Origin of the sequence: Bradyrhizobium sp. Bra78 (assembly GCF_024519855.1) — a bacterium.
In the GTDB taxonomy this organism is placed as follows: Bacteria; Pseudomonadota; Alphaproteobacteria; order Rhizobiales; family Xanthobacteraceae; genus Bradyrhizobium; species Bradyrhizobium japonicum_G.
The window spans coordinates 190,019-202,440 of record NZ_JALJRE010000008.1; the positions used below are offsets into that span (position 1 = coordinate 190,019).

Genomic DNA, 12,422 nt, shown 5'->3' on the forward strand with positions numbered 1-12,422 from the left:
GTTGCGCGGCTAGCGCACCCGACGGCCAATTGTTTTTACTCGGAACACCCCTTGCGAGTACTCACCGCGATTTGTCCCCACGCGGCGAATATCGACTGTGCCAAGGTCGATCAGCAATGCGGCGGCATTTTGACTCGATGTTGTTGCTCCTGCGGACGCGCAAGAATAGAGTTTCCTGGAACTTTCGCCGCTAACGACAAAAAGCATCAAAGGCTCAGGGAAAATCTTCAGGAAAATCATGGCCCGCATCAACTACAGCGACCCGTCCAGGGCATCCGACCGCACCCGCGAAATCCTCGACAAGAATCGCAATGCCAACATTTTCCGCATGATGTCGCATTCGCCGAGCTATTTTGAGCAATACTGCCGCCTCGGCGGCGCCATCCGCCACAAGGGCGAGCTTGACCCCATCGTGCGCGAGCTCGCCATCACCCGCACCGGCATTTTGTGCGAGGCGCCGTATGAGATCGTCGCGCACAAGCGCATCGGCAAGAATGTCGGTGTGACCGACGAGCAGAACGAGGCGCTCGAGAACTGGCAGGCCGCCAAGTGCTTCGACGAAACCCAGCGTGCCGCGCTCGCCTTCACCGACGAGATCGTGAAATTGAACAAGCCGACCGAGGCGACCTTCAAGGCGATCGCATCGAAGCTGACGCCCGCCGCACTGGTCGAGCTGCAGCTTTCGGTCGGCTTCTACATCATGACGTCAAAGTTCCTGGAGACGTTCGAGATCGATCTTCAGCCGGTCACGGAAGTGGTGGGCTGATCCATAGCTGCGGCGAGGGATGCCGATGACGATCGATGAATATGCGGCCTGGGCCGCCAGCGTTGCGAAAGTCGATGAGCATCCGTCCAACGAGCGGCTGTCCTATCTCGGGCTCGGCCTCGCCGGCGAATCCGGCGAGGTCGCCGAGCACATCAAGAAGCTGCTGCGCGATGACTGGCTCGACAAGGCTGGTCTCGTCGAAGAGCTCGGCGACGTCATCTATTACTGGGCCTGCCTGTGCGCCGCGACCGGCCAGCAGCCATCCGAATTGCTCAAGGCCAGCGCCGCCAAGATCAGGCGGCGGATCAGCGAGGCGGCAAGCCGCTAGAGGGAACGATTTTCCTTGTGGCCATCCTTCGAGACGCCCGCCGCAGCCGGGCCCTCAGGATGAGGACCGAGCGCGCGGCGGTGGTTTCAACGAGTGCTGATGCCGCTTAGGCTCATCCTGAGGAGACCGCGAAGCGGTCGTCTCGAAGGACGAGGCGCGCGCTCAAGCCGACGTCAGAATATCCACCTTGGCGTTGGCGACAATCAGGCGATCGGCGAGGAGCTGCGCCAAATTGCGCATGATGCGCTCCGAGGCCCGCGGGTGCTGCTCGCGGAAGCGCTCGAAGTCCTTCAGGGGCGCCTCGAACGCGGTCGCCGCCATGTCCGCGAACACGTCGGCGGAGCGGGTGGTCTCGATCAGGGCCATTTCGCCGAAGGCCATGCCGGCGGTGAGCGTCGCCAGCCGCACGCCGTCGGGAAGCGTGACATGCACCGCGCCGCTGCGCAGGAAGAACAGAGCATCGGCGGGATCGCCCGTGGTGAGGATCTTTGCACCGGACTGATAGGTGCGGATCGTGCAGATCGAGGCGAGGTCGGTCAGCTCTTCCGCGCTGAGCCCTTCGAGCAGCGGCTGCTCGGCAAGCTCGGTGGTCTCGTGAAAATCGATCGAGCCGCCGTAGCGGTAGACGATCTGGTCTTCGGCCCATTCGATCGCGGTGTCGAGCAGATAGAAGTCGCGGACATTCTTCAGCTCCGCGGTCCATTCCCGCAACGTATTCCACTCTTTCGAGGCGCGCCTGACGCCTGACAGCACCACCGTGACATTGAGCGCGGCGAGTTCCGCGAACGCCTCGGCCACGAGCCGTGCGCCGGCCCGTGTCGTGGAGGTGACGCGGTGCAGATCGAAGATCACGAATTGCGGCCGCGGCCGGCCCGCAAGCCGGCGCGAGACGTAGTCGACCGCCGACAGTGACAGCGTGCCGACCAGCTCGATGATCCTTACCTCCTGCTCATGCGTCGCGAGAATGTCGCGCTCCTGAGGCCGGCGGACACGGCGCGACGGGCTCTTGCCGATGTCGTAGTCGGCGATGACGGCGTTGCGCGCATCGTCGCTGCGGTTGAGCATGTGCAGGTCGTAGTGCGAGGACAAGGCTTCGCACACCTTGATGCCGCGCACGCTGTTGCCGTGCTTGTCGAGCCTTGGCGAATAGCTGCCGAGCCCGAGGCGGGCAGGCAGCGCGGCCAGAATGCCGCCGCCGACTCCGCTCTTGGCGGGAATGCCGATCCGGTAGATCCATTCGCCGGCATAGTCGTACATGCCCGACGACGTCATCACCGACAGCGTGCGCGAGATCGCGTAGGCGCTCAGCACCTGTTCGCCCGTGACGGGATTGACGCCGCGATTGGCGAGCGTTGCCGCCATCACCGCGATGTCGCGCGCGCTGACCAGCACCGCGCATTGCCGGAAATAGACGTCGAGCACGGCTGCGACGTTGTCCGAGATCACCGCATTCGTCTTCAGGAGATAGCCGATGGCCCGGTTGCGGTCGCCGGTCTGGCTCTCCGAGGCATAGACCGCCTCGTCCACGGTGAGATCGCGGCCCGCAAAGCGGCTGAGCGCGAGGCGGATCTGCTCGAACGCGTCAGGGCCCTTGCTGTCGTAGATCAGCCCGGTGCAGGCGATCGCGCCGGCATTGACCATCGGGTTGAACGGATGATTCTCCGAGTTGAGGCGGATCGAGTTGAAGGGATCGCCCGAGGGCTCGACGCCGATCGCACTCTCGACCCTGTTTGCGCCGAGCAGATCCAGCGCCAGCGCGAACACGAACGGTTTCGACATCGACTGGATGGTGAAGGGCACCCGGCTGTCGCCGACTTCATAGACATGCCCGTCCAGCGTCGCGAGGCTGATGCCAAAATAGGCAGGATCGGCTTTGCTGAGTTCGGGAATGTAGTCGGCCACGCTGCCTGCGGTCTCGGCCGAGAATTCGTTGAGACAATTGTCCAGAAACCGCAGCAAGGGCGGCTTCGAGCGGGTCCAGGCGGAGGCGAGCGGCGAAAGCGGTTCCATCGCCTCTCTTTGTGCAACGCAATCAGGGCACGCGCAACCCGTTCGGCACCATGGTCTGCCGACGGACCAGCAGCAGGGCGAGCAACACGGTGGGGCCGAGGATGGCGAGGCCGAGCAGCGTCACCTGCATCTGCGACAGCGGCATGATGCCGCCGCCCGGGGTCGCCACCACAAAGCCGCCGATCACCAGCAGCACGCGGATCGGCCATTCCAGTGCGCCGGCGCCGCGCAGGTCGCCGACGAAGGGCTGATAGCCCTGGATGCCGCCGCAGATGAAGAGGGTGCCGAACGCCGCCAGCCCCATCAGGCCGAGAGCGGCGAGATAGGGGCTGGGTCCCTGCAGCACCAGCGCCGGATTGAGCACGAAGAAGAACGGGATGAAGTAGATGATGCTGCCGACCCACATCGATTCCCAGCCCGTCTTCATCGCCGGCGAGCCGGCGATGCCGGCCGCCGCAAAGGACGCGATCGCGACCGGCGGGGTGATCGACGACAGCATGCCCCAGTAGAAGATGAACATGTGCACGGCCATCCTGTTCAGCCCGAGCTTCTCCAGCGCGGGCGCCACCAGGATGGCGAGGAAGATGTAGCAGGCCGTCGTCGTCAGCCCGAGGCCGAGAATGAGGCTGGTGAGGGCGCACATGCCGAGCAGCAGGAACGGATTGTCGCCGGCGATGTGCAGCAGATCGTTGGCAAGGCTCGACACCACGCCGGTCATCGAGAACGCCCCGATCAAAAGGCCGCAGCCGGCGAGAATTCCGACCAGTTCGACGAAGGTGCGGCCGTTGACCTCGAGGAATTTGCCGATGGTCGCCATCGTCCAGCGCGTGTCCCTGGAAAAGAGCTGGTTGAGAACCAGCAGCAGCGCGGTGGCATAGAACGGCGCGTGGCTCTCGCGCTTGAAGTAGAGCAGCATGACGATCAGCAGCGCGATGACGAAGACGTAGTACCAGCCGTCCTTGATCGTATCCAAGACACGCGGCAGCTCGGCGCGCGGAATGCCCTTCAGCCCGTGCCGCGCGGCGTAGGAATCGACCTGCATGAACAGGCCGATGTAATAGAGCGCGGCCGGAATAACCGCGGCGAGCGCGACGTCGGCGTAGCTGACATTGAGGAACTGCGCGATGACGAAGGCGGTCGCCCCCATCACCGGCGGCGCCAGCACCGCGCCTGTCGAGGCGCAGGCCTCGATCGCGCCGGCATAGGAGGCGCGGAACCCGCTCTTCTTCATGACAGGAATGGTCATGGTGCCGGCCGTTAGCACGTTGGAGATGATCGAGCCCGACATCATGCCGAGCAGGCCGCTGGCGAAGATGCAGACCTTGGCCGCGCCGCCGCGAAAGGTGCCGCACAGCGCGAAGGCGAGATTGATGAAGAATTTTCCGGCACCCGTCATCATCAGCGCGGTGCCGAACACCAGGAAGCCGATCACGGTGTCGGCGAAGGCCTGGATGGGAATGCCGAGCAGGCTCTCGCCCGACAGAACGTGATAGGCGGTCGCCTGTTCCAGCGTCGATTGCGTGCCGCGGAACGGCCCGAGCCAGCCGGACTCCGCGAACAGCGGATAGACCGTGAAGGGGAAGACACTCAGCAGCAGGCTCCAGCCGCCGGTGCGGCGCAGCGCCTCCATCAGCATCACCCACATCACGAGACCCGCGGCGATCACGGTATTCGGCGCGCCGCCGAATTCCCAGCCGGCCTCCGCCGCCTTGCGCACGTTCGACATCAGCAGCAGCGCGGCGGCAAAAGTCACAAGGAAGAAGACGAGGTCGTACCAGGGAATGCGGTCGAGCGGCGCGCGCTCGGTGCCCGGGAAGATCACGAATGTGAAGGGCAGCATCAGGGCGATCAGGAGATAAAAGTACTCCGTGTTGAGCTGGGTGTAGCCGACGAAGAAGCGCAGCGAGAATTGCTGATTGACGCAAAGAAGAATCGTCGCCGCGGTCGCGATGACGAGCGTCCAGCGCCAGGCACCGCGCAAGCTGCGGACGCGCGTGACCTCGGCTTCCTGCATGTTGGCGGCGGCGCCGTGCGGATCGTCGAACACGACCCGCTTGGCCACGTCCTGCGGGGCGGTGGAGACGGAAGCAGACGACATGATCGACCCCGCGTGGGCAATTGACCGCTGACGATTATTCGTCGAAGCCGTTCGGCATGTCGGCCTTGGCGAGCGCAGCGGCGCGCGCCTTCATCCAGCCGTCGAGAAAGGCCTTGTCATCCGCAGGCGGGCTGGTCTTGCCGTAATCGGCCCATGCCGCGCCGAGCACCTCCTGGCGCTTGATCAGCTTGTTGTTGTAGGCGTCCTGCGCCTCGCTCCATTGCCCGGCTTCCTTCAGCGCCTTCACCGCCCCGGGATGCACCGGCACCACCCAGTTCTTGGTCTGCCGGTCGGCGGCAAGCCCACCGGCGCCGGGCGCGGAATCCTTGTAGGAATCGTAGTTCACGATCATCGCCTTGGTGATCGCATAGACCTGGTCGGCCGGCTGCGAGGCGTAGGCGACGAAGATAGGGTAGGGGTAGTTGCCGAGTTCGATCGGCTTGTCCGGCGTGATACCCGCGCCGCAGGTTGCAAGTTGCGGGAAGAAGAACGAGCCGACCTTCTGCATCCGCGCCCAGCCTTCCTTATCCTTGGCCGGCAGCGGCGGCCAGACCAGGCCGCGCGGCGAGGTTTCGGCTTCCTTGGCCGGGCCCGTGATGGTGGTGCCAAAGGCGGCGTCGGTGTCGTTGTTGATCAGGCCCTTCCACATCGCGCCGTAGCTTGCGAACTCGACGATCTTGACGTCCTTCTGCGTCAGCCCTGCGAAGGCGAGCACCGCGAGCGAGTTCTGGTTCAGCGCCGGCGAGCCGACGACAAAGCCGACGCGCTTGCCCTTGAGGTCCTTCAAGTCCTTCACGCCGGTATCGGCGGCAACGCCGAGCGTGCCGCAATTGCAGTCGACCGACGAGAGCAGGATCTGGAGCGGCTGCGGACCCCATTCCCTGGAGCCGAATTCGAACACGCCTTCCTGTGCGAAATAGCTGCCCGACCCCATTGCCGCGGAGGCCGCGCGCTTGGCGCGCAGCGGTGCGAGGCGCGCGACGTCGTTGCCGGCCGGCAGCACGCGCACGTCGGTCGAGTATTTGTCCTTCATCATCTTGCCGACGCCGACCGCGATGTTGAATCCGGCGGTGCCGGTGTCATAGGCGGTGAACGTCAATGTCGCCGGCAGCTTGATGTCATCGGCCATTGCATAGCGTGTAGACGCAAAAGAAACGCCCGCAACCAAGGCAGGCGCGAGCAACATCAGCCCACGAGACATATTTCCCTCCCATCGTCTTCGCTTTCGCCACGAAGATTTCGTTCTTTGTTTGAAACATATTTTTGTTTGAAACAGATCATGTCACCGCGATCAGGCGATGGCAACGCTGTACCGCGCGCGGAGGAACGAGGCTGACAGATTGTCGCGGAAGCCTCGAGATAAGCAGTCAGTTCGCGACGATCGCGATCGCCTGTCCTTCGGCCACGACGTCGTCGAGCTTCACCAGCAACGATGTGATCGTGCCGCTCGCGGGCGAGGGCACCGGTATCTCCATCTTCATCGCCTCGACCACCACAACGTCGTCGCCATCCGCAACGGTTCCTCCAACTTGCACGGGAGTTGCGCAGACGCGTCCGGCGATCTCCGTGACGATCTTAATTTCTGGCATGCCATCGCCTTTTTGTTGTCGCCGCAAAATGCCTGAGGTAGCGTCGTCTGCAAGTGGAATTTAATTCCGCACAGCGGAACAAGCGGTAGGGAACATGGGACGACGTTCAGAGCGGTTGAGTAGGCAAGGAGCACTCGCTGGCGACGCCGGTGAGGGTGATGTCATCCAGGTGGTGTCGCGCGCGTTCGACGTGTTGCGATGCTTCGAGGGCCACGAGGCCAGGCTCGGCAATCTCGAGATATCAAATCGCTGCGGACTGCCGCGCTCGACGGTGTCGCGGCTCACGCACACGCTGACGCGGATGGGCCAACTCGTCTATCTGCCGCGCGACCAGAAATATCGCATCGGCCCGAGCGCGGTCGCGATGAGCGCCTCGATGATGAAGGGCGCGCAACTGCGCAGCATGATCCGCCAGCGCCTGCAGGAAGTGGCCGAGCAACTGCCGGGCACCGTCGGCTTCGTCGTGCCCGATCGCTTCCATCTGGTCTATCTCCAGTTCGCGCGCTCGGCCTCTGCGCTCGGCCTGCACGAGGGCACCGGCAGTCGCATCTCGATGGCCTCGACCGCTGCGGGCGCGGCCTACACCGCGGCGCTGGCGCCCGAGCTCGGTGATGCCTTCATCGCGGACATGGAGCGGGAAGCTCCCGAGGCTGTAAAAATCCTGCGGCCCCGCATCGAGGCCAACCGGCAGTCGCTGCGCGAGCGCGGTTACGTCACGGCCTGCGGCCTGTGGAGCCCGCACATCAACGGCCTCGCGGTGCCGATCTGGTCGCCGCAGTACCAGACCTTCGTGGTGATCACGATCGGTCTTCTGTCCGCGATGTATGACGAGCAGCGTCTGCATGCCGAAGTCGCGCCGCTGATGGTCGCGCTCGGCCGCTCGCTCGGCAGCCTGCTCGAAGGCGCGGAAGGCGACGTCTTCAACGCTCGTATCTCGCGCAAACCGGTCGCGATGGCCGTGCACAACAATAACAAGCCGATCAATTCGGAGGGAGTGGATGAACTGGAAGCCGGAACTCGACGAGCTCGCCCGGCGCGAAGCCTTCGCGCGGGAGATGGGCGGCGTTGACAAGGTCAAGCGTCAGCATGACCAGGGCCGGCTGACTGTTCGGGAGCGCATCGACGGACTGATCGACAAGGGCAGCTTTCACGAGATCGGTGCCGTCTCCGGCATCGGTGAATATGATTCCGGCGGCGAGCTGAAGAAGCTGACGCCGGCGAACTGCGTGTTCGGCCGCGGGCGCATCGACGGCCGCACAGTGGTCGTCGTCGGCGACGACTTTACCGTGCGCGGCGGTTCGGCCGATGCGTCCATTTCCGCAAAGCCCCTGATGGCGGAGGAGATGGCGCACGACTTCCGTCTGCCCATCGTCCGCATCATCGAAGGCTCCGGCGGCGGCGGCTCGGTCAAGACCATCGAGACCAAGGGGGCCGCGAATTTGCCTGGCGGCATCGGCGGCACCCGCTGGTATCGCTTCACGACCGAAAATCTGTCGCGTGTGCCGGTGGTCGCGCTCGGCCTCGGCTCGGTTGCGGGCTTGGGTGCGGCGCGGCTGGCCGCCAGCCACTATTCCATCATGACCCGGAAGTCAGCGATGTTCGTCGCCGGGCCGCCGGTGGTGAAGGCGCTGGGGCAGGACCTCTCGAAGGAGGAGCTCGGCGGCGCGGACATCCAGACCCGCGCCGGCGCGGTCGATCATGCCGTCGACACGGAGGAAGAGGCTTTCGCCTGCACGCGGCGCTTTCTGTCTTATCTGCCGTCATCGGTTCATGAGCTGCCGCCGACCTTGCCCTGCACCGATAATCCGGAGCGCACCGAGGAAGCCCTGATGAATGCGGTGCCGCGAAACCGCAAGCAGGTCTACAAGATGCGCCCGATCATCGAGTCCGTCGTCGACAAGGGCTCGTTCTTCGAGGTCGCAAAGAATTTCGGCAAGCCTGTCATCGTCGGGTTGGCGCGACTCGAGGGCAGGGCGGTGCTGCTCCTTGCGAGCGACAGCTTTCACTATGGCGGCTCCTGGACGGCGGATGCCTGTCAGAAGGTGGTGCGCTGGGTCGACTTCGCGGAAACCTTCCATCTGCCGATCGTCTATCTCATGGACTGCCCCGGCTTCATGATCGGCCTCGATGCCGAGAAGGCGGCGACCATCCGCCACGGCGTCCGCGCCATGGCGGCGGTCAACCAAACCACCGTGCCCTGGTGCACCGTGATCCTGCGCAACGCGTTCGGCGTCGCCGGCGTTGTGCATCAGCCGGCCGACCGGTTCTCGATCCGCTATGCCTGGCCGTCGGCCTATTGGGGCTCGCTCCCGCTCGAAGGCGGAATCGAAGCCGCCTACCGCGCCGACATCGACGCGGCCGAGGACAAGGCGGCCAAGCTCAAGGAGATCGAGGAGCGTCTCAACAAGCTCCGCTCGCCGTTCCGCTCGGCCGAGAAATTCTGGGTCGAGGAGATCATCGATCCCAGGAAGACGAGATCGTTGCTGTGCGAGTTTGCAAGGCTGGCCGAGCCGCTGCGCAAGGCCGGACCGCCGGAGAACATGACGATCAGGCCGTAGCGCGCCACGGAGGCGGGCATCCGAAAGTCCCGAATCGGTCCGAAAGGCCGATTTGCCATGGGTGGGGCGGGAGTCCGCCGCTTCCGATCTGCCCGGGAGACGGCGCGCCTGTCCTGGGGCGGCAATGGGCCGGCCGGCCCCGTTGCCGTATACCGCCCGGACTCTGCGATCGCGTTTAACCCACGTTAATGATGCCTTCTCAATATGATACATCCAACCTGTTGCAGCCCATGTTGCGGATGGCTCGTAAGTCTTGATTAAGACAGCCCTCCGCATATTCCGCCCATGACAACGATTGCCGGGATCGAAACCCGGCAGTCTTTTCGTTGATTTCAGGGGAAGGGCCGCTGCCGTAGCGACGGCAGCCAGGATGAAACTCATGCTCCGCCGCGCAATGCTTCGTTTCGTGAGAGACCGGAAGGCCAACGTCGCCATCATCTTCGCGCTGGTGATGATCCCCACCATCTTTCTTCTCGGCATGGCGCTCGACTACACGCAGGCGCTGCGCAAGCGGGAGCAATTGAACGCGGCGGCTGATGCGGCCGCGATCGCGGCCGTGAGGCCGGCGATGCTGACGCAGACCGACAACGCCGTCGTCAAGGCGACGGCGGAAGCCGTCTTCGCGGCGAAGGCGAATCTTCCCGGGCTGTCCGCGACCCCGACACCGACGGTCACCGTCACCGATTCCGGGCTCGCGCGGACCATCACGGTTGCCTACACAGCCCAGTCCATCAACAATTTCCCGGGCGTTCTCGGCAAGCAGACCTGGCAGGTCAACGGCTCCGCGACGGCGAAGGCCTCCAGCGCGCCCAACATGAACTTCTATCTGCTGCTGGACGACTCGCCGTCGATGGCGATCGCGGCGACCCAGACCGATATCAACAACATGATCACCGCCACGAAGAACCAGCCTGGCGGCTCGAAGAACTGCGCGTTCGCCTGCCACGAGACGAACCCCCAGAAGGACAGCGGTGCGTCCTCCTCGACGAAGGACAACCTCACGATCGCCCGCGCCAACAACATCACGCTGCGCATCGATCTTGTGAGCAATGCCGTCACGCAATTGCTGGTCGGCCCCTGGACGTGCCCGCAGTCGGGTGTGTCGGGCGGCGTGATGCAGTGCATGTCGGCGCTCAACAACACGACCTACAAGGCCGCCATCTACACCTTCGACTACGGCCTGAACACGATCCAGACGCTGACCACCCCGACCACCGCCGGCACGAAGATCGCCAACATTCAGCTGATGACGGTCGATCACCAGAACTGCATCATTGTCGACAGCAAGGGCGCCTGCGTCTACTCCACCGACTACGGCACGGATATCTCGGGCGGACTCACGGGCGTCAACAACGTGATGCCTGCGCCGGGCACCGGCACCAACCAGTCGGGCGATACGCCGCAGGAGGTGGTCTTCCTCGTCACCGACGGCGTCGAAGACAAGCTGATGCCGAAGCCCGGGACCTGTGACGCAGCCGCCACCTATCCGCTCCCGACGGGCAGCAGCTCGACCGTGCGCTGCCAGCAGGCGCTCGACACGACGGTCTGCACGACGATCAAGAATCGCGGCATTCGCATCGCGGTCCTCTACACCGAGTATCTGCAACTGACGACCGACAGCTGGTACAACAGCCGCATCGCGCAGTTCAACAATCCATCCTCGTCCACGGGCATGATCGCACAGCGGCTGCAGTCGTGCGCATCGCCGGGGCTGTATGCGAGCGTGCAGACCGGCGGCGACATTTCCGCGGCGCTGACGAACCTCTTCCTCAAGGTTGCGTCAAGCACCGCCAGCCTCGTGCAATAGAGAGCGTACCATGACCGTACGGGACGCCACGACAACGAAGACACGTCGCAATCGCTGCGCCGCTTTCGCTGCCGACAGCAAGGGGGCCACGGCCGTCGAATTCGCGCTCGTTGCCGCGCCGTTCCTCGCCCTCGTCATCGCGCTCATTCAGACCTTTCTCGTGTTCTTTGCCCAGCAATTGCTCGAAACCGTGGTGCAGCAATCGGCGCGTCTCGTCATGACGGGACAGGTTCAGTCCGCGCAGCTGACAAAGGATGTGTTCAAGCAAAAGGTCTGCGATCAGATCGTGATCCTGTTCAACTGCAGCGACCTGATGGTCGATCTGCAGGTCGCAAATACGTGGTCTTCCGCCAATACAGGCATGCCGAGCTTGACCTTCGATGCCACGGGTGCGGTCAAGAACGCCTGGCAGTACGATCCAGGCGATGCCGGCGATATCGTCGTGCTCCGGGTGATGTACCAATGGCCGGTGTTCCTCGGGCCACTCGGCTTCAACCTCTCGAATCTTTCGAACGGCAACCGGCTGATCATGTCGTCGGCCGCGTTCCAGAACGAGCCAGGAGCTACCTGATGATTGCCGCCCTGTCGTCTCGCGCCTGGCACCTGTGCACCGATGTTCGCGCCGTTGCGGCGACGGAATTCGCCATCGTCGCGCCCTTCATGCTGCTGCTCTATGTCGGCGGCGTCGAGCTCGGAAACGGGCTGGCGATGAACGTCAAGGTCAGCGCGACCGCGCATAGTGTCGCCGACATGATCACGCAGAACACGCAGGTCACCTCGACCCAGATGGACAGCATCCTCGGGGCTGCGAGCGCCATCATGGCGCCCTATGCCGTCAAGAACAGCAGCGGCGCCTCCATCATGACGATCACGGTCTCCGAAGTCTCGACCGACAGCAACGGCAACGCGACGGTCCAATGGAGCAAGTCGACCAGCTCGTCGGGGGCGAGAACCGTGGGTCAGCAGATGACCCTGTCCCAGTTCACCGCGACCAATCCGAGCAATCCCAACAACGCCAACATCTCGCTCATCCTGAGCGAGGTGTCCTACGACTATACGCCCAACCTCGGCTACACCATCAGCGGCACGGTCAAGCTGACCGACAGCTACTACCTGTTCCCGCGCTGCTCGACGAACAGCCCGACGACGTCGACCTTCCCATACTACGACGTGAAATATCCGGCGACGACGACATGCACGTGCGTTCAGCATCTGCAGCAGAAGACCTGCTAGCGCCCCAGACGGCGCCGATCAACGCAAGCTGCG

At 63.9% G+C, this 12,422-nt stretch carries 12 protein-coding genes; 7 read left to right on the forward strand and 5 right to left on the reverse strand.

The window, feature by feature from the left end; genetic code table 11:
* Positions 1-9: 9 nt before the first annotated feature.
* Positions 10-240, reverse strand: a complete 231-nt coding sequence (locus OC450_RS19495) for a hypothetical protein (protein WP_211383442.1) — start codon at positions 238-240, stop codon at positions 10-12.
* Here OC450_RS19495 and OC450_RS19500 point away from each other — a divergent pair.
* The gene (locus tag OC450_RS19500; RefSeq protein WP_211383443.1) at positions 239-766 is read left to right on the forward strand and encodes a carboxymuconolactone decarboxylase family protein; all 528 of its coding nucleotides are present in this window, start codon (positions 239-241) and stop codon (positions 764-766) included. The genes OC450_RS19495 and OC450_RS19500 overlap by 2 nt on opposite strands.
* A gap of 25 nt (positions 767-791) precedes the next feature.
* Positions 792-1,094 (forward strand): nucleoside triphosphate pyrophosphohydrolase family protein, encoded by a 303-nt coding sequence (locus OC450_RS19505; RefSeq protein ID WP_211383444.1) that lies wholly within the window; start codon positions 792-794, stop codon positions 1,092-1,094.
* Positions 1,095-1,256: 162 nt separating this feature from the next.
* Here OC450_RS19505 and glsA read toward each other — a convergent pair whose 3' ends face one another.
* The 4 genes from glsA to OC450_RS19525 form a co-directional block, all read right to left on the reverse strand.
* On the reverse strand, positions 1,257-3,104 hold the full coding sequence (glsA, locus tag OC450_RS19510; protein ID WP_262048483.1) for a glutaminase A: 1,848 nt from the start codon (positions 3,102-3,104) through the stop codon (positions 1,257-1,259).
* Between the two features lie 22 nt (positions 3,105-3,126).
* Positions 3,127-5,202, reverse strand: coding sequence for a TRAP transporter permease (locus tag OC450_RS19515; RefSeq protein WP_262048484.1), 2,076 nt, complete (start codon positions 5,200-5,202; stop codon positions 3,127-3,129).
* Between the two features lie 34 nt (positions 5,203-5,236).
* Positions 5,237-6,403, reverse strand: coding sequence for a TAXI family TRAP transporter solute-binding subunit (locus tag OC450_RS19520; protein WP_262048485.1), 1,167 nt, complete (start codon positions 6,401-6,403; stop codon positions 5,237-5,239).
* Positions 6,404-6,569: 166 nt separating this feature from the next.
* On the reverse strand, positions 6,570-6,791 hold the full coding sequence (locus OC450_RS19525) for an acetyl-CoA carboxylase biotin carboxyl carrier protein subunit (RefSeq protein WP_028181345.1): 222 nt from the start codon (positions 6,789-6,791) through the stop codon (positions 6,570-6,572).
* Positions 6,792-6,885: 94 nt separating this feature from the next.
* Here OC450_RS19525 and OC450_RS19530 point away from each other — a divergent pair, with 94 nt between their 5' ends.
* The 5 genes from OC450_RS19530 to OC450_RS19550 all read left to right on the forward strand — a co-directional run bounded on the left by OC450_RS19530 (position 6,886) and on the right by OC450_RS19550 (position 12,389).
* Positions 6,886-7,860, forward strand: a complete 975-nt coding sequence (locus OC450_RS19530; protein ID WP_211383448.1) for an IclR family transcriptional regulator — start codon at positions 6,886-6,888, stop codon at positions 7,858-7,860.
* Positions 7,790-9,349: an acyl-CoA carboxylase subunit beta gene (locus OC450_RS19535; protein WP_211383449.1), complete on the forward strand. Its 1,560-nt coding sequence runs from the start codon at positions 7,790-7,792 to the stop codon at positions 9,347-9,349. The genes OC450_RS19530 and OC450_RS19535 overlap by 71 nt, the downstream gene beginning before the upstream one ends.
* Before the next feature lie 379 nt (positions 9,350-9,728).
* Positions 9,729-11,156, forward strand: coding sequence for a TadE/TadG family type IV pilus assembly protein (locus tag OC450_RS19540; protein WP_211383450.1), 1,428 nt, complete (start codon positions 9,729-9,731; stop codon positions 11,154-11,156).
* Positions 11,157-11,166: 10 nt separating this feature from the next.
* Positions 11,167-11,727 (forward strand): TadE/TadG family type IV pilus assembly protein, encoded by a 561-nt coding sequence (locus OC450_RS19545; RefSeq protein WP_211383451.1) that lies wholly within the window; start codon positions 11,167-11,169, stop codon positions 11,725-11,727.
* Positions 11,727-12,389, forward strand: a complete 663-nt coding sequence (locus OC450_RS19550; protein ID WP_262048486.1) for a TadE/TadG family type IV pilus assembly protein — start codon at positions 11,727-11,729, stop codon at positions 12,387-12,389. Before OC450_RS19545 ends, OC450_RS19550 begins: the two co-directional genes overlap by 1 nt.
* The last annotated feature ends 33 nt before the right edge of the window (positions 12,390-12,422 follow it).

Bases quoted from the DNA above. Each gene is read 5' to 3' on its own strand.
- OC450_RS19500 (WP_211383443.1), top strand. From the start codon at position 239: ATGGCCCGCATCAACTACAGCGACCCGTCCAGGGCATCCGACCGCACC.
- OC450_RS19540 (WP_211383450.1), top strand. From the start codon at position 9,729: ATGCTCCGCCGCGCAATGCTTCGTTTCGTGAGAGACCGGAAGGCCAAC.
- OC450_RS19535 (WP_211383449.1), top strand. From the start codon at position 7,790: ATGAACTGGAAGCCGGAACTCGACGAGCTCGCCCGGCGCGAAGCCTTC.
- OC450_RS19530 (WP_211383448.1), top strand. From the start codon at position 6,886: ATGGGACGACGTTCAGAGCGGTTGAGTAGGCAAGGAGCACTCGCTGGC.
- OC450_RS19545 (WP_211383451.1), top strand. From the start codon at position 11,167: ATGACCGTACGGGACGCCACGACAACGAAGACACGTCGCAATCGCTGC.
- OC450_RS19515 (WP_262048484.1), bottom strand. From the start codon at position 5,202: ATGTCGTCTGCTTCCGTCTCCACCGCCCCGCAGGACGTGGCCAAGCGG.
- OC450_RS19520 (WP_262048485.1), bottom strand. From the start codon at position 6,403: ATGTCTCGTGGGCTGATGTTGCTCGCGCCTGCCTTGGTTGCGGGCGTT.
- OC450_RS19525 (WP_028181345.1), bottom strand. From the start codon at position 6,791: ATGCCAGAAATTAAGATCGTCACGGAGATCGCCGGACGCGTCTGCGCA.
- OC450_RS19495 (WP_211383442.1), bottom strand. From the start codon at position 240: ATGATTTTCCTGAAGATTTTCCCTGAGCCTTTGATGCTTTTTGTCGTT.
- OC450_RS19505 (WP_211383444.1), top strand. From the start codon at position 792: ATGACGATCGATGAATATGCGGCCTGGGCCGCCAGCGTTGCGAAAGTC.
- OC450_RS19550 (WP_262048486.1), top strand. From the start codon at position 11,727: ATGATTGCCGCCCTGTCGTCTCGCGCCTGGCACCTGTGCACCGATGTT.
- glsA (WP_262048483.1), bottom strand. From the start codon at position 3,104: ATGGAACCGCTTTCGCCGCTCGCCTCCGCCTGGACCCGCTCGAAGCCG.